Origin of the sequence: Sphingomonas sp. M1-B02, assembly GCF_026167525.1 — a bacterium.
In the GTDB taxonomy this organism is placed as follows: Bacteria; Pseudomonadota; Alphaproteobacteria; order Sphingomonadales; family Sphingomonadaceae; genus Sphingomonas.
In genome coordinates this window covers 2,559,068-2,579,353 of the sequence record NZ_CP110679.1, presented here as the reverse complement: position 1 = coordinate 2,579,353, position 20,286 = coordinate 2,559,068, and the positions used below count along the sequence as shown (strand labels likewise).

Here is a 20,286-nt window from a genome sequence, read left to right as displayed (position 1 = left end):
GGATCAGACCGGCATGCTCATGATGTCCTTGTAGGCGGACAGAAGTTTGTTGCGGACTTGCAGCGTCGCCTCGAAGCCGACCGACGCCTGCTGGCGGGCCAGCATGACCTTGGCGATGTCGACGGTCTCGCCGCGTTCATAGGCGGCCGAGAGTTCGCCGGCCTTGCCCTGCGCCTGGTTGACCTGCTTGAACGCGTCTTCGAGCGTGGATCCAAAGCTCGCAGGCTTGCTTTCGCTCGCGGCAGGCGCCGACGGCATCTCGCTCGCCCGGCTGAGCGCCGCGTTGCGCTCGAGTATCTGCGAGCGCAGCGCCAGCACGCGATCGATGCTCATCGCGCCGCCTGCGCCACCGATGCCGCCGACGCCGCTCATGCGAACGCCGCCCGGGTGATGTCGTCACCCTGTTCGCGAGCTTTGGCGAGGCGATAACGAAGCGTGCGCTCGGAGATGCCGAGCCGGCGCGCGGTCTCGATCCGGCTGCCATTGCATTCGGCCAGCACTTCGCGGATCGCCTGGAATTCGTGGATCTGGACGATGTTGCTCAGCGTGCCGATCGCCTCCACCCGCGTTTCGGCGCGGCGGTCGAAGATCAGATGCTCGGGCGTAATCTCGTCGCCCGGCGCGAGCAGCAAGGCGCGCTGGAGGACGTTTTCCAGCTCGCGGACATTGCCCGGCCAATCATGATCGGTGAGGATTTCGAGCGCATCGCGGGTGACCCAGGGAAGCGTGCGGCGCTCGCCGGCGTGGCGCAGCACCATCGCCGCGGCGAGCGCGGCGATGTCGCCGGGGCGCTCGGCCAGCGGCTTGGTCGCCAGCGGGAACACCGCGAGCCGATAATAGAGATCGGCGCGGAACCGGCCGGCGAGGACCTCGCCCTGCAAGTCGCGATTGGCGCAGGCGATCACGCGGACGTCGATCTTCTCGGGAAGCGTTCCACCTATCGGCACGACTTCGCGTTCCTGGAGCGCGCGCAGCAGCTTTGCCTGGAGCTGAATCGGCATCTCGGCGATCTCGTCGAGCAGCAGCGTGCCGCCGTTCGCGGCGCGGAAGAAGCCCTGCCCGCCCGCCGAAGCGCCGGTGAAGGCGCCCTTCTGGTGACCGAACAGCATCGCCTCCAGCATCGACTCGGGAAGCGCCGCGCAATTGACCGCGACGAAAGGGCCGTCCCGACGCGCGGAACCGTTGTGGATCGCACGGGCGAGCACTTCCTTGCCGGTGCCGGTGGGGCCGTTGATCAGCACGGTGATGTCCGACGCGGCGACGCGCTCGGCCAGCGCCAGCAGCGCGAGGCTCTCGGGATCGGACGCGACGGGCTCGAACGGGCCGCGCGCCATCGCGCTGGCGAAGCCATTACCGATCGCGGCATCTTCGCCGGCATAGGTAAGGCGGGCGGGATTGCCGTCGCGGAAGGGGATTGCCTCGCGCTCCCCCTCGCCCAGGATGAGCGTGCGGGCGGGCGCCGGCGGGACTTCGCCGTCGGCAATCAGAAACATGTCCTGCCCGCCGGGGCGCACATCCTCACTCGAGCCGATGGCAAGCCCCTGCGCCCGGAGCGCCGAGACGAGCGCATATTTTTGCCGAAGCACAGCCGCCGATGGAACGATGGACCGCATGGATTTCCCCCTTGTTGATCCGTATTTGCCGCTAAGGTGGTTAACGCTCCGTAAATCTACCTATCCCGCGGCTTCTGCGCTCCGGGCGGGCGAGTGCCCGCGCGCGTAAGAACGAATTTTCTGCTTAAGCCCGCCGATGCGCGGCCGTTCCTTGGCTTGGCGGCTCCGGGCTCCCGTTCAGGGGGGACGCGGGAAGCCGGCAAGCATGGAGATGAACATGACGGTTATCGGAACCAATATCGGGGCGGTGCGCGCAAGCAACGCATCCAACCAGGCGAACAAGCTGCTTGGCAACGCAATGGAGCGCCTGTCGACCGGCAAGCGCATCAACAGCGCCAAGGACGACGCCGCCGGCCTCGCCATCGCATCGACGATGACCTCGTCGATCCGCGGCATGAACCAGGCGATCCGCAACGCGAACGACGGCATCTCGCTCGCCCAGACCGCCGACGGCGCGCTGGACGAAGTGAGCAACATGCTGCAGCGCATCCGCGAGCTGGCGGTCCAGTCGGCATCGGGCACCTACAGCACCACCGACCGCGCCAATCTCGACAAGGAAGCCGTTGCGCTGACCACGCAGATCCAGTCGATCCTTACCAACACCAAGTTCAACGGCGTTGCGGTGTTCGATTATGCCGCGACCGACACGGCGAGCGACGACGTATCGATCCAGGTCGGCATCAACAGCGCAGACACGGTGGCGCTGACCAAGGCCTTTTTCGACAGCGACAATTTCGAAGCCGCTGACTTCAAGGTCGATACGGCAACCGCAGCGGGCACCACGCTGACCAACGCCGATACCGCGATCACCGCAGTCAACACCGCCCGCGCCGGTCTCGGTGCGTCGCAGAGCCGGCTGGAATCGGTGATCAACAACCTTTCGACCAACGTCACCAACCTGACCGACGCACGCAGCCGCATCGAGGACGCCGATTTCTCGGCCGAAACGACCGCGCTCGCAAAGGCACAGATCCTGTCTCAGGCTTCGACGGCGATGCTCGCCCAGGCGAACCAGAGCCAGCAGGGGGTGCTTAGCCTGCTCCGTTAAGCGCGTGCCGGTCGGGGTGTCACCCCCCTGACAGGCACCGCGGCCGGTCACCTTTCTTCTCGGAGAAAGGGCGCATGGGGAGCCCCGATGGTCCACGCGACCATCGGGGCTTTTCTGTGTTTATCCGCGGGGCCGGACCGCGACAGGCGCGACCGTGTTGCAGACATACCACAGCGCTACACAATTTATCTGGAGTATTGCGCAAATGTGTCAGCCGAGGCACATGCTGGACATATTGGCACTGGGGCTGGGCTCCGCGTGCCGGTTCCGATCCGCCACAAGGCGGGCATCCAGGGAGTTCAGCAATGCATCTTCACTATTCGTCCCCGGCGGCGCTGTTGCGCCGCAGCGCCGCGCCTTTCGCCCTGGCGATCAGCCTCGCCGCCGCTCCGGCCGTCGCGCAGGACGCCCCCCAGCCTGCAGTCCAAGACCAGGCCCCCGTCGCGTCGGCGCAGGATTCTGAAGACAACGCGATCGTCGTCACCGGCTCGCTCTTCCGCCGCACCGACACCGAGACCCCTTCGCCCGTCACTGTGCTGACCTCCGAGACACTCGAGCGCGCCGGCATCACGACGGTCGCCGACGCGGTGCGCTCGGTCTCGGCGGATAGCGGCGGTTCGATCGGCGTCGGCTTCCAGAGCGGCTTCTCGGCCGGCGGCGTCGCCGTTTCGCTGCGCGGCCTCGGCGTCTCTTCTACGCTCGTCCTTATCGACGGGCTGCGCTCGACCAACTTCCCCATCAACGACGATGGCCACAACGCCTATGTCGACCTCAACTCGATTCCGTTCAGCCTGATCGAGCGCGTCGAAGTGCTCAAGGACGGCGCCTCGTCGACCTATGGCGCCGATGCAATCGGCGGCGTGGTCAATCTTATCCTCAAGAAGCAGTTCGTCGGAATCGCCGGCACGATCGAAGGCGGCGTGTCGGAAAAGGGCGACGCTGCGCGCCAGCGCGCCAATCTGACCGTCGGCTATGGCGACTATGACACGCAGGGCTGGAACGTCTATCTCAATGGCGAGTATCAGCGCGATGGGCGCGTTACCGCGAACAGCCGCGGCTTCCCGTACAACAACCGCGATCTGACCTCGATCGGCGGCAACGACAATAATGGCGCCGACAATTCGCTGACCACGGCGACCCCGAACGCAGTCGTCGTGCGCACGTCGCAGACCAATCTCAACAATCCGCTGAGCGGCGGTACGGCATTGTTCAATACCAACTATACGACGCTCAACCTCACGGATTGCGCGGGCGGCACCTATACGCAGACTGGCTCGGCCAACGGCGTCGGTTGCCGGCACAATATCGAAGACGAATATTTCCAGCTCGCCCCGCTCCAGCGCAAATGGTCGATCAACGGCCGCATCAGCGCCCGCCTGGCCGATAATATCGAAGCCTTCATCACCGGCAGCTATTCGAACAGCTATGTCAGCATCAAAAATGCGCCCCGCGCGTTGCGCAATACGCAGCCTTATGGCGGAGCGCCCTCGCTGGCGTCGAGCAACCCTGGCATCGTTCTGCCGGTGTATGTCTGCCCAACCGGTATCAACTGCGCCGTGGCAACCACGCCCGGCCGCAGGCTGAACCCCAACAACCCTTATGCAGCGGCGTTTGCGAATGATCCCGCCAACGGCGCGGCGCGGATCTATTATCTGTTCGGCGACATTCCCGCCGGAAGCGATCGCACCAACGAAGTGTATCGGGTCGCGGCAGGCCTAAACGGCAGCTTCGGCGACGATTGGACCTGGCAGATCAACGGCGTCTATGCCCGCGACAATCTGGAGATCGTCCAGCACGGCTTCCTGAACATCGCCGCCACGCTGAATGCGATCAACACCGGCGCCTATAATTTCGTCAATCCGTCGCTCAACTCGGCAGCGGTGCGCAACGCCATCGCGCCCGACAAGATCACCCCGTCCTTCTCCGAGATGTATTCGGCGGACGCCTCGATCACCAAGAAGCTGTTCGAGCTTCCCGGCGGCCCGCTGATGGTGGCGATCGGCGGCCAGGTGCGGCGCGAGTCGCTCGAGAACAACAACCAGAACGCCGCACTCGACACCTACGGGTTGACGACGTCTTCGGCCTTCGGCGAGCACACCGTCTCGGCCGGATATTTCGAGATCCAGGCTCCCGTGCTCGATATACTCGAGATCAACGGATCGGGCCGCTACGATCATTATTCGGAAGGCTTCGGACGCTTCTCGCCGAAGATCGGCTTCAAGTTCACGCCGATCCGGCAGGTCGGCATCCGCGGCACCTATTCGCAGGGCTTCCGCGCGCCGACCTTCGCCGAATCGGGCCCCCGTTCGCAATATGCGGGCTTCGTTACCACCCAGCCTCCGGGCAATTTCTGCGCGCTCCATGGTGGTTCGGCGGGCGCCGGCAATGCCTGCGTCACCGGCGGCAATCCGTACAACCTGTCTTACTCGGTCGGCCGCGGCTTCGTCGGCAATCCCGACCTCAAGCCTGAGACGTCGCGCAGCTTTACCGGCGGCATAATCTTCGAGCCGACGCCCTGGTTCAGCGCGACGGTGGACTATTACAACGTCAAGAAGTCGAACCTCATCGCTAACGGTCCCGACGCCGGGCGGGCTATCACCGCTTATTATAGCCAATCGACGCTCGCGGCAGCGACCGCGGCGGTTGCGGCGATCGGGCCGGGCTATTCGGTGAACACGATCGACGGCATTGATCCTGCGTTCCCCAACGCATTGCCGCGGCTGCTGATCATCAACGCGCCGTTCGTGAATGTGAACTTCGATCAGACGTCAGGCATCGATTTCTCGGCAACCGCGCGTATTCCGCTGGCCGAGGGGGTTCGCTTCACGAGCCGGATCGAAGCGACCCACGTGATCCAATATGATCGCCACACGGCATCGGGTGTACAGAAGTTCGCAGGTACGCTCGGGCCGTACGACCTCTCGTCCGGCAACGGCACGCCGAACTGGCGCGGCAATTGGCAGAATACGCTGGAACTCGACGATCTCTCGATCAGCGCGACTGCTTATTATGTCGGCAAGATCAAGGAAGTCGCGACCGACCAGGGCAATTTGTCGCTGGATTGCGCCGCCAGCCTCTACAAGACGGCGTCGGATCCCAGCGGCAAGAACTTCTGCTACGTGAACAGCTTCATCAACGTCGACATGAACCTGACCTACGCCGTGAACGACGATTTCACCTTCTTCGCGAACGTCGGCAACGTATTCGGGGCACGTGCACCGATTGCACCGGCATCTTATGCCAGCTCGCCAAACTTCCTGACCACCTGGCACTATGCCGGTCTGATCGGGCGGACGTTCAAGGCGGGCGCGTCGTTCAGCTTCTGATCTAAGAGCTCCCTCGCAGGAGAACGGCGGCTTCCCTTGTGGAGGTCGCCGTTTTCGTTTTTAGGCTCAACTCATGCGGCGCTGGAGTGCGCGTTTCAGCCGGGCATGCGCTGACGCCTTGATCTGGCAAATGCGCGCGGCGCCAACGCCGAGCACCTGGCCGATTTCCTCGAGGTTCAACTCCTCGACATAATAAAGCTGGACCACTTGCGCCTCGCGCTCGGGCAGACCGGTGATCGCGGCAATCAGCGCCTCGCGCTGGTCCGAATCGGCGAGCTGATCGAAGGCGTCGGGCTCGTCGGACATAAACCAGGGGCTCTCGTCCGAATAGAGATCGTCGATCGAGTCGAAGCGCACTGCCTCCGCGGTCACATATTCGGCGCGGAGCTTCTCGGGAGTGACGTCGAGCTTCTCAGCGACTTCGATATCACTGGGCGCATGCCCGAGTTCGGCGGCAAGCGCGGCGACGGTTTCCTGATAGGCACGGCGACGGCGCATCGCCCCGCGGGTGAGCGTCGCCTGGCGGCGTAGCTCGTCGATCATCGATCCCCGCAGCCGCGTTACCAGATATTGCTCGAACGTGACCTGGCCGCGATCTTCGAACGCAGTCACCGCCTCGATCAGTGCGACCATGCCAATCTGGATAAGGTCCTCGACCTCGACGATCGAGCTCATCGATCCGTGGACGTGCCATGCGATCCGCCGCACCAGCGGCAGGTGCTTTCGCACTAGTGCTTCGGCATCGCGCGGGGCAACGCGTTCGTAAACGAGCGGGGATTGGGCCAGGGAAGCCATTTGCTTCAAGCTCCTTGGGGAATATGCGTTCATGCGGGCAGCGCCTCCGGCGCGCCGATCACCGCGACGACTTCGACCGCCTTGTCTTCGGGCACTTCGAAGAAGCTCATCACCGGCGTGTCGGGCAGGACGGTCTTGACCAGCTTGCGGATCGCGACGCGGATCGAGGGCTGGACGACGAGCGCGAAGGGCTTGGCCTCCGCGATCAGCGGACCCGCGGCGCGCTGGAGCGCATCGGCGATGCGGCGGCCGAGATCGGGCTCGATCGTGTGGCGCTTCGACGGGTCCGAGCGGACCGCCTGGCCGAGCAGCGCTTCGAGCTGGCCTTCGAGCGTCATCACCCGCAGCGGCTCGCGCACGCCGCACAGCCGCTGGATGATCAGCGGCCCGAGATCGGGGCGGATCAGCTCGAGAATCTCGTCGGCATCGAGCGTACGCTGCGACGCGACCGCGATCGCCGCGGCGATCCGGCGGAACTCCTTGAGCGGGACATTCTCCGCAAGCAGCCCGCGCAATACCGTGGTGAGCGTAGTGAGCGGCACCGGGTTCGGGCAGAGCGCGGCGACCAAAGCGGCGGCGCGCTCCTTGAGGCCGTCGAGCAGCGATTGCACCTCGTCGGGGCCGAGCAGGTCCGCGGCGTGCTGGATCAGCACCTGGTTGAGGTGCGTTGCGACCACCGTGCCGGGATCGACGACCAGGTAACCGGCACCCGTGGCGGCATCGGCATCGCCCGATGGAATCCAGATCGCGTCGAGCCCGAAGGTCGGGTCCTTGACCGGCTTGCCGCGCAGCGTGCCAACCGCTTGCCCGGTATCAAGCGCGAGCACCTCATCGGGCGAGACATTGTCTTCGCCGACGACGACTCCGCCGATCACAATCCGATAGGTGAAGGGTGCCAGGTTGATGTCGTCGCGGACGCGCACCTGCGGCACGACGAAGCCGAGATCCTTCGACAGCTGGCGGCGCACCCCGGTGATGCGGCCCATCAAGGGGCCGCCGCGCCTTTCGTCGACCAGCGGCACCAGCCCATAACCGATGTCGAGCATCACCTGCATATTGTCGGTGACTTCGTCCCAGCTGATCCGCGACAGATCGGCTGGCTCGGCGGCGGGTTCCGGCGGGGGCGGCAGATTGGCGTTCTTGTAGAGCCTCCACGCCGCGAAGCCGGCGCCGGCGGCTGCGGGCAGGATCACGAAATGCGGCATTCCGGGCAGGATGCCGAGCAAAGCCAGGATCACCGCGACCGGCATCCAGGTCTTGTAGCTGCCGAACTGACTGCCGATCTGGCCCGCCAGATCGTGCTTCGAAGTAACCCGCGTGACGATCGCCGCGGCAGCGATCGAGAGCAAAAGTGCCGGCACCTGCGCCACCAGCGCGTCGCCGATCGCGAGCAGGATATAGGTCTGCGCGGCTTCGCCCACGGCCATCTGGTGGCTGACGACGCCCAGGATCAAGCCGCCGATAATGTTGATGAACAAGATCAACAGGCCGGCGATCGCGTCGCCCTTCACGAACTTCGACGAACCGTCCATCGAGCCGTAGAAATCGGCTTCGGTCGAGACTTCGGCGCGACGGGCGCGGGCTTCGTCGGGGCTGATCAGGCCGGCGTTGAGATCGGCATCGATCGCCATCTGCTTGCCCGGCAAGGCATCGAGGGTGAAGCGGGCGGAAACTTCCGACACGCGGCCCGCGCCCTTGGTGACGACGATCATGTTAATGATGATCAGGATCGAGAAGACCAACAAACCGACGACATAGTCGCCGCCGATCAGGAAATTGCCGAACGCCTCGATGACATGGCCCGCAGCGGCTTCGCCTTCATGACCGTGGACCAGCACGACGCGGGTCGAAGCGACGTTGAGGCCCAGCCGAAACAGCGTGGCGAAAAGCAGGACGCTGGGAAAGGCCGAGAAATCGAGCGGCTTCTGTGCATTGAGCGCCACCATCAGCACCGCGAGGCTGATCATGATGTTCATGATGAAGAAGACGTCGAGCAGGAAGGCCGGGATCGGCACGACCATCAAGGCGACGAGCAACAGGATCGCCGAAGGCAGCGAGAAGCTGCGGACTGCCGGGGCGAAGCCGGCGGGAAGCGTCATTGCGTTCACGTGGATTACGCCCCCAGATTGGCGAGCATGAGATAAGCGAGCCGGGCATTTTCGGGCGTGGGCCGCAGCGGATTGATTGCCTCGCGGGCGAGCGGATTGGCGCCGCTGCGCGAGGTGTTGAGCTGGGCCAGCGTCGTCTCGATCCAGTGGCGATCGCCGCCGGCCGCATCATTGCCCAGGATAACCTCGGATTCGCCGAGACTCGCACCGAACTGGTCGAGCTGCGCGGAGAGCCCGTCGAGCCCGGAGGCACTTCCAGCGGCACCGACCGAGGCGGCGCCCTGATCGAGCTTGCCGGCGAAGCGCGCATAAATGTCGCTCAGCGAACGGGCTTGGCCGTTGGCAGCGTAAAAGATGTTGCGATTGGCACGGGCGGCAGCCGGGAAGAGCGCAGCGCCCGCGCGATCCGGGCTGGCTTCCATCGCGCCGAGGAACTTGGCCGCCCCCCCCTGCCCCAGAAAATGGGCCATGTAGAGATCGGTGCCGGTGGCGGGGCGGCCGAGCTTGTCCTCGAGCGCGGCCTTGTTGTCCGAGGCATGTTCGGCCGCCATGATCGCCGCGGTCTGCGGATCGCTGCGCATGTCGAGGATCGCCCTGCGCGTCGCCGGATCGCTCACGACGTAGCGGCCGCTGGAAGTCTGGCGGATCGAATCCGCGGCCCAGCCCAGGCCATGCTCGGCGCCATGATCTTTGACCACGCCGAGCCAGCTTTGTTCAATGAACTGGTAAAGCCCGGTGGCGCTGGAGGTCTGGGCGCGCGCGTCGGCGCGCATGCCGCTTTCGACCTGCGCCTGCCCCATCAGATAGTTGAAGTCGATTCCGGTCTTGCGGCTCGCCGCGGCGATCGCCGTCTGAATGCCAGCCTTGCTGTCGACCGATACGATGCTCATCGAGCCCCTGTCCGATTGCCCTTGTACAGGGACGCATCAGCAAGGACCGTGCCAGCTTACGCCTCAGGCGAGGGCATAGCCTCCGGGACGGTAGGCAGGCGTCATCTCGCCGGAAAGAAGTTGCAGGCGGCGGCGAACATTTGCCGCCATCAGGTTCACATAGATGCGGCAGCTCTCATTGAGGCGGTGGGCCTCCGCGGCGAGCTCCTTGACCTCGATCGAGGGCGCTTCGCCGTCATAGAGCGCCACCGTGTCGATCGCCGCCAATTTGGCACCGGTTGCGGCTTCCAAGGCGCTTGAATCATTGGCCTTCAGCGCGGCAATTTCGGCATGCAGCGCCTCGATCACGTTGATGAGCGCATCACGCCTGGTCATTCGGATTCCATTCCAGCTTCAAGGCGAGCAACCGATCGGCGACGGTCGACGGGACCAGCGGGAAGCGGCCGTCCTGGATCGCCTTGCGGATCTTCGAGACGCGCTCGGCGTCGACCGGGGCCTGCGAGGCCATGGTGCCGGCGAGCTGCGCCGCGGAAGATTCGACCAGACCGGCCTCCTTGGCCGCCGGTTTCAGCGTCGTTACGGAAGCGACAGCGCCGACCGACGCGACGCGACGGGCCGAAGCCACTCCTGCCTTGTTGCCGATTGGATCCACCATTGCCTGCATTCCTTGGAAAGCGATGCCCTGCAAGGAGGATAACGGCCGGACCCGGCTTCACTTTAGCAGAAATGTCACTCCGCCCAGCCGGGCAGCCGGGCGCGGCCGGATTCAAGCGCCACCGCCTGGATCGGTGGCTTCTTCGGATCGACCTTGACCATCAGCCGGGCGCCGGCGGCAGCGTCTCCCATCGCGATGCCGTCGCGAGTTATCGAGAAGCCCGGCGAGCCCGCCTCGACCGTCAGCGGATCACCGCGGCGGATCACCGGCTCTGCCTTCGCGACCGCAGCGGCAGGACGCTGCGCGAGCGGCGCCGGGGCCGGCTTGGGCTGAGGCAGCGCGTTCACTGGCACGAAGATCCGCCAGTTGGGCGCTATGCAGCGCACGATCACCGTATCCTTGGCCTCGCTGCGCCATTCGAGCTGGGGCGCCGCGCAGGCTTGCAGCTTCAGCCGCGCGTCGACCGGGGTGCGCGCGCCGCCCACCTCGCCCACCGGCTTGCCGGTGAACTGCGCGACGACGGTGTCAAGCAACACGGTCGACTGGAAATCCTGCGCAGCGGCGGGCGCCGCCAAAGCCAGCGCTAGGGTCAGGAACATGATCTTCTCCTTCGAAACGGGAATGTGGCGGCAGTTGCGCGTTGCCGGGCGGCAAATCATTGCCGGCCTCCCTCAAAACCAAGGGTGAGGACCGCGCGGCGCTGGCCGGCGGCGGTGGCGATGGCGATGCGATCGGGGGAGACGGCGCCCGAGGCGACGAGCAGGGCGGCGACGGCGCGAGCACGATCGGCGGCAAGCAAGGGACCGCTATTGGTGAGCGGATCGACGTCGGCCACGCTGCCATCGATCTCCCCGGTGATGCGCAGCCGCGTGCGCGGATCGCGCGCGGCATCCCGCGCCCAGGCGGCGGCGGCAAAGATGTCGAGCGGCTCGGCGGAGCCGGGATCGAAGCGCACGAGCGCCATTTCGACCGGCATCGCGGCTTCGCGCGAATCGAAGCCGGCGCGAAAGCTGGCCGCGAGCGTGCCCGGATCGATCTTGTTCGCCTGGAGCAGCACGAAGAAGCCGAGCAGCAGCAGTGCGAGATCGGCAAGCGTCGTCAGCCAAATCGGCCGGGCGGGCGCGTCCTCGGGCAAGGTCATGCCGCCATCCCGCGCAGATCGCTGCGTACGGGTTCGAGCCGGGTGAGCACGAGGAGCGGACCTTCGAGCCGTGCGCGTTCCTGCGCCTCGTAACGCGCGCGCTGCTTGAGCCGCGACGCGATCGGCAAGGCGATCAGGCTGGCGAGGATCGCGCCGTAGAGCGTGGTGAGCAAGGCTATCGCCATCGCCCCGCCAATCGCCGCAGGGTCCTGCATCGCGGTGAACATCTGGACGAGGCCGACGAGCGTGCCGATCATTCCCATAGCCGGTGCGATATCGGCCATACCGCTCCACGTCTCGGCCGCGGCGCGGTGGCGCTCGAAGCGGGCGAGGATGCGGTGCCGGAGCAATGTCGCGACATCCTCGGCCGTGGCGCCGTCGACGATCTCGGCCACCGCGGCGGCCATGTCCGGATCCTTCAGGATCGAGCGATCGAGCGCGATCAGCCCGTGCCGCCTGGCGATGCGTGCCAGCGCGGCGGACTGATCTAGCAACGGTTCGACGTCGAAGCGCCGCCGCCCGAGCACGCGGAGCGCGGCGATCCCGCGGCCGAGGTCGGACAGCGGGGTACGCAGGATCACTGCGACGAGAGTGCCGCCGCCAACGATGCCGAACGCGACGGGATCGAGGAAGGGCGCGAGGGGAGGCAAGGCGGTCAAGTCCATGCGCTCGGGTTTGCAAAAGGCGGGCCAGTTGCCGCCACCCGCATGGCGGACTGCCGCCTTGCCGACGTGCGGCAGCCGGTTGCCGCCAAAGCGGCAAAGACTTGCCGGTTACCGTCAAAAGGCTCGATTTCGCGTAGCCTCAGGCTCTTGTCGGCAAACTGGCACGCCCATTGCACAGACACGCATGAACTTTCGTGCGGGAGACCTGCATTGTCGAACGACAGCCTATTCGGAGTACATGGCGCAGCGCTGACTGTGCGCTCGCAGCGCATGGGCGTGCTGGCGTCGAACATCGCCAATGCGTCCACGCCCGGATATAAAGCGAAGGACATCGACTTCCGCGCCGCGCTCCAGGGGATCGAGGCGCCGGGCGGCTCGGACAGCGCGATCGACGACGCAACGCTGTTCCGCATTCCGCAGCAGTCGAGCCAGGATGGCAACACCGTCGAGCTCGCCACCGAACAAACCGCCTTCGCCGAGAATGCCGTGGCCTATCAGACGACCTTGTCGTTCCTGAACGGCCGCATCTCGACGATCACGCGCGCGCTGAGGGGAGAATAAGCATGGGCGATCAACCGCTTTCGATCTTCCAGGTCTCCGGCCGGGCGATGTCCGCGCAACTGGTGCGGATGAACACCACCGCGTCGAACCTGGCCAATGCCGGCACCGTCGCATCGAGTGCCAACGCCGCCTATCGCACGATCAAGCCGGTATTCCGCACCGCCTTCGACGAGATGAGCGGCATGTCGACCGTCGACGTCGAACAGGTCGTCACCGCCGGCTCCGAGCCGACCAAGCGCTACGATCCGGGCAATCCGATGGCCGACAAGGACGGCAACGTCTGGGAAAGCGCGGTGGATGAGACGCGCGAGCTGGTCGACATGCTCGAGAGCGCGCGCACTTATCAGAACAATGTCGAAGTGATGCAGACTGCAAAGCAGCTGATCGTCGACACCCTCAAGCTGGGCCGCTGATCATGGATTTCGACACCACCCTGCAGACGCTGGGCGTCAATCGCTATAGCGGGACGACGTCGACGACGAAGACGGATACCTCGAACCTCGGCAAGACCGAGATGGACCAGAACGACTTCCTGACGCTGATGACGGCGCAGCTTAAGAACCAGGATCCGTTCGAGCCCGTCGACAACACCCAGATGGTTGCGCAGATGGCGCAATTCTCGTCGCTCTCGGGCATTACCGAGATGAGCACGACCCTGAAGGCGATCGCTTCGAAACTCAGCGGGACGTCGCTGAGCGATGCGCTCGGCTATGTCGGCAAGACGGTGCTGACCGAAGGCTCGACTGCCTATCCACGCGAGGCCGGCGGCATCGCCGGCGCCGTTGCGCTGGAGAAGGCGGCGACCGACGTCAGCGTCACCATCTCGGACGCCGACGGCAAGACGCTCAAGACGCTGGTGCTCGGCAAGCAGGACGCCGGCGCGGTCGCGTTCGACTGGGACGGCAAGAATGCGGCGGGCGAAGATGCCGGCGAGGGTCCGTTCACCGTCAAGGTCAGCGCGCGCAATGCCGATGGCGCCGTCAACGCCGCCCCGCTCGTCTGGGCGCCGGTCTCCACGGTCTCGCTCGGTGCCGATGGCCAACCCGTTCTAACCCTGCCTGGCGTCGGCCAGGTCCCCCTCTCCGCCGTCTGGCAAGTCGGCTGATCTTCAGGAGTAACTGTCATGTCCTTCTTTACTTCGCTCAGCGGGCTCCAGGCAGCCCAGACCGAAATGTCGACGATCTCGCACAACCTTGCGAACGTCTCGACCAACGGCTTCAAGCGTTCGACGACGCAGTTCGCCGACGTCATCGCCTCCACCTCCAACTCGAACCCGACCCAGATGGTCGGCTCGGGCACGGTCGTGAAATCGGTGCGTCAGCAGTTCAGTCAGGGCGGCTTCACGCAATCGACCTCGGCGCTCGACGTGGCGATCTCGGGCGAGGGCTTCTTCATCGTCAAGGGCGGCGACGCGAGCGGCAACAACGTCTCGTTCACCCGCAACGGCAGCTTCCTGGTAAATTCGGACCGCTATGTCGTCGATGGCCAGGGCAACAAGCTGCAGGTCTATCCGGTCGACGGTTCGGGCTCGGTGGTCGCCACCGGCCTCGCCTCGACGGTCAGCCTTCGCCTGCCGCAGACCAGCGGCAAGCCCGAGGCATCGCAGAATGTCAGCATGTCGCTGAACCTCAACGCCAACCAGCTGATCCCCAAGGACGACGATCGCTGGGAAGATGAGCCCTATGCCTTCGATCGCTTTGATCCGGCCACCTACAACCATTCGGCGCAGACGACGATCTACGACGCGAACGGCAATGCGCTGACGATGACGACCTATTTCGTGCGCGAGACCGCGCCGACCACGGGCGATCCGAACAGCGAATGGACCGCTTATTCCTTTGTCGGCGACAAGCAGCTGACCACCAACCCCGATCCCGACATCCAAGAGCCGATCACGCTGACATTCGACGCCACGGGCAAGCTCACCGCACCGACCGGACCGACCACCTTTGCCGGATTCCTGGCACCGGGCGCCACTGCCGAGCAGGTTATCAACCTCGATTTCGGCGATGCGACCACGCAAGTCTATTCACCGTTCAGCGTCAATGCGAGCACCCAGGACGGCTCGCCCGTCGGCCAGCTGGAAGGCGTGACGATCGCCGACGACGGCACGGTGTCGGCAAGCTTCTCCAACGGCGACAGCCAGGCACTGGGCAAGGTGGTGCTGGCCAGCTTCTCCAACCCCGCCGGCATGCGCCAGCAGGGCAGCAGCACCTGGTCCGCATCGGGCCTGTCGGGCGAGGCTCGCCTGGGCGAGCCCGGCGCCAACGGTTTCGGCGGGCTGATGTCGGGGGCGATCGAACGCTCCAACGTCGACATCACCGAGGAACTGGTCGGCCTGATCGCGGCGCAGCGCAACTTCCAGGCGAACGCCAAGGCGCTCGATACCGCGAGCCAGATCTCGCAGACCATCTTCAACATCCGCAGCTGATCTGAAAAGTCACAGAAAGTCACGCCATGGACCGGCTTGTCTACACCGCGCTTTCGGGGCTCAAGAGCCAGATGTCGGCGCAGGGCACGATCGCGAACAATATCGCGAACGCGTCCACGATCGGCTTCCGCGCCGATCGCGTCAGCTTCGACCGGATGGTGCTCCAGGGCTCGGGCATGGATTCGCGCCAGATGGCGGCAGAGGAAGTCAACGATTTCGACCGGCGCGCCGGCACGATCGTCCAGACCAACCGCCCGCTCGATGTGGCCGTGACCACCGATTCCTGGATCGCGGTGCAGGCCAAGGATGGCCAGGAAGCCTATACGAGGCGCGGCGACCTCACCGTCGCGCCGTCGGGCGTGTTGGAAACCGGCGACGGTTTCCCGGTGATGGGGTCGGGGGGCCCCATCACCGTGCCGCCCCACCAGTCGATCTCGATCGCCCCGGACGGCTCCGTTTCGATCGTGCCGCTAGGTGGTGACGAAACGCAGCCGCAGGTGATCGACCGGATCAAGCTGGTCAGCACCGAGGGTAGCCAGACCACCAAGGGGCTGGACAATCTGCTCCACGTGAAGGGCGGCGGCGTGCTGCCGGCCGATCTCGACGGCACGTTCCAGGTCGGCTCGCTGGAGCAGTCTAACGTCAATCTGACACAGGCGCTGGTCGACATGATCGAGAACCAGCGCAGCTACGAAGTGCAGGCCAACCTGCTCAAGGAAGCCAAGAACATGGACGAGAGCGCCGCATCGCTGATGCGGATGCCCGCCTAAGGAAAGGACTTAGAACATGGGTTCGTCGGCAATGCATATCGCGCGCACTGGGCTCGACGCCCAGGACATGCGCATGCGCGTGATCTCGAACAACCTCGCCAACGTGAACACGACCGCGTTCAAGCGTGATCGTGCCTCGTTCCAGACGCTCGCTTACCAGGTGGTCACCGCGCCCGGCGCCGCGAGCACCGCGGAGACGAAATATGCAACGGGCCTGAACCTGGGCACCGGCGTGCGTATCCAGGGCACGGCGCGGGTCGATACGCAGGGTTCGTTCCAGAATACCGGCGGCTCGCTCGATCTGGCGCTGGAAGGCGATGGCTATTTCCAGGTGCAGCTGCCCGGCGGCCAGCTCGGCTACACCCGCGCCGGCAATTTCTCGCGCTCGCCCGAGGGCATGATGGTGACCAGCGACGGCTATCAGGTGATGCCCGGCATCTCGATCCCCGAGGGCACGACCGGCATCACGATCGGCGCCGACGGCACGGTTTCCGCGCAGATTGCCGGCCAGACCGAATCGAGCCAGCTCGGCCAGATCCAGGTCGCGACCTTTCCCAATCCGGGCGGGCTGCAGGCGACCGGCGATAATTTCCTGATCGAGACATCGGCGAGCGGTGCTTCCAGCCTGGGTGCGCCGGGAGAAGCAGGCCGCGGCAAGATCCGCCAGGGTGCGCTCGAAGCATCGAACGTCAATGTCGTCGAGGAGCTGGTCGACATGATCGAGACGCAGCGTGCCTATGAAGTCAATTCGAAGATGATCTCGGCGACCGACGAGATGCTCAAATATGTCAATCAGAACATCTGAGGTGCGCTCCGTGAAGTTTCTTGCAGGTATTGCCGCCGGATCACTGGTCGCAGCGGCGATGGCGTTCACCGCCACGCCGGCCAAGGCGCAATTGTTCGGCAAGAAGAAGCCGAAGGAAGACTATTCGGCAACGCTTTCAGCGCCGGCGACGGTGGTACCGGTGGCCAATGGCAGCATCTTCCAGGCGGGCGACGGCTACGCCGCCCTGTACGAGGGCCTGCGCGCGCGTCGTGTGGGCGATCCGCTGACGATCGTGCTCGTCGAGCGTACCAGCGCCTCCAAGTCGGCTGCGACCAAGCTCGACAGCGGCGGCGGCTTCTCGCTCACCCCGCCGACCACCGGCGCCCTCAACCTGTTCAACAAGAGCGACGCGTCGATCAGCGGCAACCGCAACTTCGCCGGCACCGGCACCGCCGACCAGGCCAATGCGCTGTCTGGCGAAGTCAGCGTCACCGTGGCCGAAGTCTATCCTAACGGGACGATGCTGGTGCGCGGGCAGAAGCGAGTCACGCTCAATCGCGGCGACGAGTTCATCCAGATCAAGGGCATCGTCCGCACCGCCGACATCGACGCCTATAATCGCGTGGCCAGCACCCGCGTCGCCGATGCCCGCATCGCTTACACCGGCAAGGGCGATATCGCCCGCGCCAGCCGTCAGGGCTGGCTGAGCCGCTTTTTCCAGATCATCAGCCCCTTCTGAGGCGGAGCTCCAATATGATCCGTATCTTCCTCGCACTCCTGATCGCCAGCCTTGCGGCATTGCCCGCGAGCGCGCAGCGCGTGAAGGATCTGGGCGGCTTCCAGGGCATCCGCACCAACCAGCTGACCGGCTATGGCGTGGTGGTCGGCCTGCCCGGCACCGGCGACGACAATCTGGAGTATACCGTCCAGTCGATGCGCGGCGTCACCTCGCGCTTCGGCTTCCAGCTGCCGGCCGGGGTGAGCCCGAGCCTGAAGAACGCCGCGGTGGTGATGATCACCGCCGAGCTGCCTGCCTTCGCAAAGCCCGGCCAAAAGCTCGACATCACCGTATCGTCGATGGGCAAGTCCAAGTCGCTGCGCGGCGGCACGCTGATCATGACGCCGTTGCTCGGCGCCGACGGCCAGATCTATGCAATGGCGCAGGGCAACCTTGCTGTCGGCGGGCTGGGCGCGGAAGGCGCCGACGGTTCGTCGATCGTCGTCAACACCCCGTCCAGCGGACGCATTCCCGAGGGCGCCACCGTCGAGCGCGTGGTCGACACCGGGTTCGACAAGGCGCCGTTCCTCACCTTCAACCTGGCGCGGGCGGATTTCACGACCGCGCAGCGTGTGCAGGATGCGATCAACGTCCGCTTCGGCGGCGGCCGCGCCCGCGCGATCGACGGCGTCTCGATCGCCGTCTCCGCGCCTCCCGGCTCGGACGTGCGCGCCGAAATGATGTCCGAGATCGAAAATCTCACCGTGGAAGCGGCCGAGGCGCCGGCGCGGGTGATCGTCAATGCCCGCACCGGAACCGTGGTGATCAACTCTGCAGTGCGCGTCAGCCCTGCCGCGGTAACACATGGTAAACTGACCGTTCGTATTGATGAAGCCCAGAGGGTCAGCCAGCCGAATCCGTTCAGCCAGGGCCAGACCGCGATGGAGCAGAACAGCACCGTCGGCGTCGAGGAGGAAAAGCGTCCGATGTTCTTGCTGTCTCCCGGCCCGAAGCTTGCCGACGTGGTGAAGGCGGTCAACGCGATCGGCGCTTCGCCGGCCGATCTGGTCGCGATCCTAGAGGCGCTCAAGGAAGCCGGCGCGCTCAAGGCGGAGCTCGTCATCCTGTGAGCGCTCCGCTCGGCCCTGTCGGCGGCATCGGCAGCGGCGCGTCCACGGACACGTCGCGGCTGCAGTCCAAGGAGAATCTCGAAGCCGCGGGCAAGCGCTTCGAGGCGATCTTCGTTGGCATGATGCTCAAGTCGATGCGGTCGGCCAAGCTTGGCGACGGCCTGTTCGATAGCAAGGCGACCGAGCAGTTCCGCGACATGCAGGACCAGCAGCTTGCGCAATCGATGGCGGCGCATGCGCCGATCGGGATCGGCAAGGCGATGACGGACTTCCTCGCCAAGGCGGCGGCGGTCGATCCGGCCGCCCCTCCTGAGGGGACAAAGCCATGAGCGACATGCTTTCGATCGGGCTTTCGAGCCTGAAGGCCTACCAAACGGCGCTGACCACCACTTCCGAGAATATCGCGAGTGCGGGCAATGCCGGCTATTCGCGGCGCACCACGAATGTTCGCGAAGTCGTGGCGCCCGCCGGCATCTCGACCGGCTCGGCGACGGGCATGGGCGTGGTCGTCAATGGCATCACCCGCGCCGCCGACGTCTACAAGACCGCCGAGGTGCGCACCGCCTCCGCGGAACTGGCCAAGACCGAAACCGGCGCGACCTGGCTCCAGCGGATCGAACAATCGCTGACCGGCAACCAGCTGGGCAGCCGGCTGACCGCATTCTTCAATTCGGCCAAGGCCGTGGCGGCCGACCCGGCATCGCTTGCACCGCGCGCGGCGATGATCGAGGCGGCATCGAGCATCGCGTCTGCCTTCGCGGCGACCGGCATCGCGCTGGACGGGGCGATGGAGGATCTCGACGCAAGCGCGGGCGCCGCGGCAACCGAGCTCAACGGCCTCGCCAAGGCGCTGGGACGTGTGAACGCAGGGCTCGGCCGCGCGCAGGCAGGCAGCAGCGGCCAGGCCGCCTTGCTCGACGAGCGCGATCGTCTGCTCGAACAGATGAGCGTCATCACCGACGTCTCGGTCACCACCGATCATGTCGGGCGCGCGATCGTTCGTGCGGGCGGCGTCGCGGGCCCCGTCCTGGTCTCCGGCGAGAATGCCGGCGGCGTGACCTTCAAGCGCAGCGACGAGGGCGTGCTGACCTACACGCTCAACTTCCAGGGCGAGAGCAGCGCGATGTTCCCCAATGGGGGCGTGCTCGCGGGCTTCGTCGAAGGCGCCCAGCGCATCGCCGGCGCCCGCGACGAACTGAACACGCTCGCGACCGACTTCGCCGAGGGCGTCAATGCGGTCCAGGCCGCCGGCGACGACCTGCAGGGCGATCCCGGAGCGCCGATGTTCGTGGTGGGCGATCCCGCGTCGAGGCTGACGCTTGCGCTTTCGGATCCCCGCGGAATCGCCGCGGCGTCGACCGACAAGGGTATCCGCGACAATGGCAATCTCGCCGGCCTCGATAGCCTCCGCGGCACCGGCAAGTTTGAAGACAGCGTGGCGAGCATGACGTCCGCGAATGCGGCCGCACTTTCGGCGCGGACCACCGTGGCCGAGGCGCAGACTGCGATGCGCGATTCGGCGATCGCCGAGCGCGCCGCCGCGGTGGGAGTCAATATCGACGAGGAAGCCGTCGACCTGCTTCGCTTCCAGCAAGCCTATCAGGCGTCGAGCCGCGTGATCCAGATCGCGCGCGAGACCCTGCAATCCATCCTCGAGATCCGGTGAGCC

General features: G+C 65.5%; 22 protein-coding genes. 12 read left to right on the top strand and 10 right to left on the bottom strand.

Going from position 1 to position 20,286, the window contains the following annotated elements; genetic code table 11:
• Positions 1 to 3: 3 nt before the first annotated feature.
• The gene (gene fliE, locus OKW87_RS12500; protein ID WP_265539970.1) at positions 4 to 372 is read right to left on the bottom strand and encodes a flagellar hook-basal body complex protein FliE; all 369 of its coding nucleotides are present in this window, start codon (positions 370 to 372) and stop codon (positions 4 to 6) included.
• Complete coding sequence (locus OKW87_RS12495; protein WP_265539969.1) at positions 369 to 1,613, bottom strand: sigma-54 interaction domain-containing protein; 1,245 nt, start codon at positions 1,611 to 1,613, stop codon at positions 369 to 371. The genes fliE and OKW87_RS12495 overlap by 4 nt, the downstream gene beginning before the upstream one ends.
• Positions 1,614 to 1,830: 217 nt before the next feature.
• Between OKW87_RS12495 and OKW87_RS12490 the strand changes: the two genes are divergently transcribed.
• Together OKW87_RS12490 and OKW87_RS12485 are read left to right on the top strand one after the other, a co-directional pair.
• Entirely contained in the window at positions 1,831 to 2,661 is an 831-nt protein-coding gene (locus OKW87_RS12490; protein ID WP_265539967.1) for a flagellin N-terminal helical domain-containing protein, read from the top strand.
• Between the two features lie 305 nt (positions 2,662 to 2,966).
• The gene (locus OKW87_RS12485) at positions 2,967 to 5,987 is read left to right on the top strand and encodes a TonB-dependent receptor domain-containing protein (RefSeq protein WP_265539965.1); all 3,021 of its coding nucleotides are present in this window, start codon (positions 2,967 to 2,969) and stop codon (positions 5,985 to 5,987) included.
• Positions 5,988 to 6,053: 66 nt separating this feature from the next.
• Here OKW87_RS12485 and OKW87_RS12480 read toward each other — a convergent pair whose 3' ends face one another.
• The 8 genes from OKW87_RS12480 to OKW87_RS12445 all read right to left on the bottom strand — a co-directional run bounded on the left by OKW87_RS12480 (position 6,054) and on the right by OKW87_RS12445 (position 12,241).
• Positions 6,054 to 6,782: a sigma-70 family RNA polymerase sigma factor gene (locus OKW87_RS12480; RefSeq protein ID WP_265539963.1), complete on the bottom strand. Its 729-nt coding sequence runs from the start codon at positions 6,780 to 6,782 to the stop codon at positions 6,054 to 6,056.
• A 29-nt stretch (positions 6,783 to 6,811) separates the two neighbouring features.
• Positions 6,812 to 8,881: a flagellar biosynthesis protein FlhA gene (flhA, locus tag OKW87_RS12475; protein WP_265539961.1), complete on the bottom strand. Its 2,070-nt coding sequence runs from the start codon at positions 8,879 to 8,881 to the stop codon at positions 6,812 to 6,814.
• 14 nt (positions 8,882 to 8,895) lie between these two features.
• Entirely contained in the window at positions 8,896 to 9,780 is an 885-nt protein-coding gene (locus OKW87_RS12470) for a lytic transglycosylase domain-containing protein (protein WP_265539959.1), read from the bottom strand.
• A gap of 63 nt (positions 9,781 to 9,843) precedes the next feature.
• A complete protein-coding gene (locus tag OKW87_RS12465) occupies positions 9,844 to 10,155 on the bottom strand; it encodes a flagellar protein FlgN (protein ID WP_265539957.1) in 312 nt (103 codons plus the stop codon).
• Complete coding sequence (gene flgM / locus OKW87_RS12460; protein ID WP_265539955.1) at positions 10,142 to 10,435, bottom strand: flagellar biosynthesis anti-sigma factor FlgM; 294 nt, start codon at positions 10,433 to 10,435, stop codon at positions 10,142 to 10,144. The genes OKW87_RS12465 and flgM overlap by 14 nt, the downstream gene beginning before the upstream one ends.
• A 74-nt stretch (positions 10,436 to 10,509) precedes the next feature.
• Entirely contained in the window at positions 10,510 to 11,034 is a 525-nt protein-coding gene (locus tag OKW87_RS12455) for a flagella basal body P-ring formation protein FlgA (protein WP_265539953.1), read from the bottom strand.
• Between the two features lie 56 nt (positions 11,035 to 11,090).
• Complete coding sequence (locus OKW87_RS12450; RefSeq protein WP_265539951.1) at positions 11,091 to 11,576, bottom strand: flagellar motor protein MotB; 486 nt, start codon at positions 11,574 to 11,576, stop codon at positions 11,091 to 11,093.
• A complete protein-coding gene (locus tag OKW87_RS12445; protein ID WP_265539949.1) occupies positions 11,573 to 12,241 on the bottom strand; it encodes a motility protein A in 669 nt (222 codons plus the stop codon). The genes OKW87_RS12450 and OKW87_RS12445 overlap by 4 nt, the downstream gene beginning before the upstream one ends.
• A 270-nt stretch (positions 12,242 to 12,511) precedes the next feature.
• Here OKW87_RS12445 and flgB point away from each other — a divergent pair, with 270 nt between their 5' ends.
• From flgB to flgK, 10 genes are read left to right on the top strand one after another with little or no spacing between them, the layout of a single operon-like run.
• Positions 12,512 to 12,802, top strand: coding sequence for a flagellar basal body rod protein FlgB (gene flgB / locus OKW87_RS12440; protein WP_443025106.1), 291 nt, complete (start codon positions 12,512 to 12,514; stop codon positions 12,800 to 12,802).
• 2 nt (positions 12,803 to 12,804) lie between these two features.
• Positions 12,805 to 13,215, top strand: a complete 411-nt coding sequence (gene flgC, locus OKW87_RS12435) for a flagellar basal body rod protein FlgC (RefSeq protein ID WP_265539945.1) — start codon at positions 12,805 to 12,807, stop codon at positions 13,213 to 13,215.
• A gap of 2 nt (positions 13,216 to 13,217) precedes the next feature.
• Entirely contained in the window at positions 13,218 to 13,907 is a 690-nt protein-coding gene (locus OKW87_RS12430) for a flagellar hook assembly protein FlgD (RefSeq protein ID WP_265539943.1), read from the top strand.
• Between the two features lie 18 nt (positions 13,908 to 13,925).
• On the top strand, positions 13,926 to 15,233 hold the full coding sequence (locus tag OKW87_RS12425; RefSeq protein WP_265539941.1) for a flagellar hook protein FlgE: 1,308 nt from the start codon (positions 13,926 to 13,928) through the stop codon (positions 15,231 to 15,233).
• Between the two features lie 26 nt (positions 15,234 to 15,259).
• Positions 15,260 to 16,003, top strand: coding sequence for a flagellar basal-body rod protein FlgF (flgF, locus tag OKW87_RS12420; RefSeq protein WP_265539939.1), 744 nt, complete (start codon positions 15,260 to 15,262; stop codon positions 16,001 to 16,003).
• Positions 16,004 to 16,019: 16 nt separating this feature from the next.
• Positions 16,020 to 16,808, top strand: coding sequence for a flagellar basal-body rod protein FlgG (flgG, locus tag OKW87_RS12415; RefSeq protein WP_265539938.1), 789 nt, complete (start codon positions 16,020 to 16,022; stop codon positions 16,806 to 16,808).
• Positions 16,809 to 16,866: 58 nt separating this feature from the next.
• Positions 16,867 to 17,508: a flagellar basal body L-ring protein FlgH gene (locus OKW87_RS12410; RefSeq protein ID WP_265544106.1), complete on the top strand. Its 642-nt coding sequence runs from the start codon at positions 16,867 to 16,869 to the stop codon at positions 17,506 to 17,508.
• A gap of 14 nt (positions 17,509 to 17,522) precedes the next feature.
• Positions 17,523 to 18,617 (top strand): flagellar basal body P-ring protein FlgI, encoded by a 1,095-nt coding sequence (locus OKW87_RS12405; protein ID WP_265539936.1) that lies wholly within the window; start codon positions 17,523 to 17,525, stop codon positions 18,615 to 18,617.
• A complete protein-coding gene (locus OKW87_RS12400; protein WP_265539934.1) occupies positions 18,614 to 18,946 on the top strand; it encodes a rod-binding protein in 333 nt (110 codons plus the stop codon). The genes OKW87_RS12405 and OKW87_RS12400 overlap by 4 nt, the downstream gene beginning before the upstream one ends.
• Positions 18,943 to 20,283 (top strand): flagellar hook-associated protein FlgK, encoded by a 1,341-nt coding sequence (flgK, locus tag OKW87_RS12395; protein ID WP_265539932.1) that lies wholly within the window; start codon positions 18,943 to 18,945, stop codon positions 20,281 to 20,283. The genes OKW87_RS12400 and flgK overlap by 4 nt, the downstream gene beginning before the upstream one ends.
• Positions 20,284 to 20,286: the final 3 nt, after the last annotated feature.

Bases quoted from the DNA above. Each gene is read 5' to 3' on its own strand.
- OKW87_RS12490 (WP_265539967.1), top strand. From the start codon at position 1,831: ATGACGGTTATCGGAACCAATATCGGGGCGGTGCGCGCAAGCAACGCA.
- flgF (WP_265539939.1), top strand. From the start codon at position 15,260: ATGGACCGGCTTGTCTACACCGCGCTTTCGGGGCTCAAGAGCCAGATG.
- flgB (WP_443025106.1), top strand. From the start codon at position 12,512: ATGGGCGTGCTGGCGTCGAACATCGCCAATGCGTCCACGCCCGGATAT.
- fliE (WP_265539970.1), bottom strand. From the start codon at position 372: ATGAGCGGCGTCGGCGGCATCGGTGGCGCAGGCGGCGCGATGAGCATC.
- flgC (WP_265539945.1), top strand. From the start codon at position 12,805: ATGGGCGATCAACCGCTTTCGATCTTCCAGGTCTCCGGCCGGGCGATG.
- OKW87_RS12445 (WP_265539949.1), bottom strand. From the start codon at position 12,241: ATGGACTTGACCGCCTTGCCTCCCCTCGCGCCCTTCCTCGATCCCGTC.
- OKW87_RS12450 (WP_265539951.1), bottom strand. From the start codon at position 11,576: ATGACCTTGCCCGAGGACGCGCCCGCCCGGCCGATTTGGCTGACGACG.
- flgM (WP_265539955.1), bottom strand. From the start codon at position 10,435: ATGGTGGATCCAATCGGCAACAAGGCAGGAGTGGCTTCGGCCCGTCGC.
- flgK (WP_265539932.1), top strand. From the start codon at position 18,943: ATGAGCGACATGCTTTCGATCGGGCTTTCGAGCCTGAAGGCCTACCAA.
- flgG (WP_265539938.1), top strand. From the start codon at position 16,020: ATGGGTTCGTCGGCAATGCATATCGCGCGCACTGGGCTCGACGCCCAG.
- OKW87_RS12425 (WP_265539941.1), top strand. From the start codon at position 13,926: ATGTCCTTCTTTACTTCGCTCAGCGGGCTCCAGGCAGCCCAGACCGAA.
- OKW87_RS12485 (WP_265539965.1), top strand. From the start codon at position 2,967: ATGCATCTTCACTATTCGTCCCCGGCGGCGCTGTTGCGCCGCAGCGCC.
- OKW87_RS12480 (WP_265539963.1), bottom strand. From the start codon at position 6,782: ATGGCTTCCCTGGCCCAATCCCCGCTCGTTTACGAACGCGTTGCCCCG.
- flhA (WP_265539961.1), bottom strand. From the start codon at position 8,881: ATGACGCTTCCCGCCGGCTTCGCCCCGGCAGTCCGCAGCTTCTCGCTG.
- OKW87_RS12430 (WP_265539943.1), top strand. From the start codon at position 13,218: ATGGATTTCGACACCACCCTGCAGACGCTGGGCGTCAATCGCTATAGC.
- OKW87_RS12405 (WP_265539936.1), top strand. From the start codon at position 17,523: ATGATCCGTATCTTCCTCGCACTCCTGATCGCCAGCCTTGCGGCATTG.
- OKW87_RS12455 (WP_265539953.1), bottom strand. From the start codon at position 11,034: ATGTTCCTGACCCTAGCGCTGGCTTTGGCGGCGCCCGCCGCTGCGCAG.
- OKW87_RS12470 (WP_265539959.1), bottom strand. From the start codon at position 9,780: ATGAGCATCGTATCGGTCGACAGCAAGGCTGGCATTCAGACGGCGATC.
- OKW87_RS12465 (WP_265539957.1), bottom strand. From the start codon at position 10,155: ATGACCAGGCGTGATGCGCTCATCAACGTGATCGAGGCGCTGCATGCC.
- OKW87_RS12495 (WP_265539969.1), bottom strand. From the start codon at position 1,613: ATGCGGTCCATCGTTCCATCGGCGGCTGTGCTTCGGCAAAAATATGCG.
- OKW87_RS12410 (WP_265544106.1), top strand. From the start codon at position 16,867: ATGGCGTTCACCGCCACGCCGGCCAAGGCGCAATTGTTCGGCAAGAAG.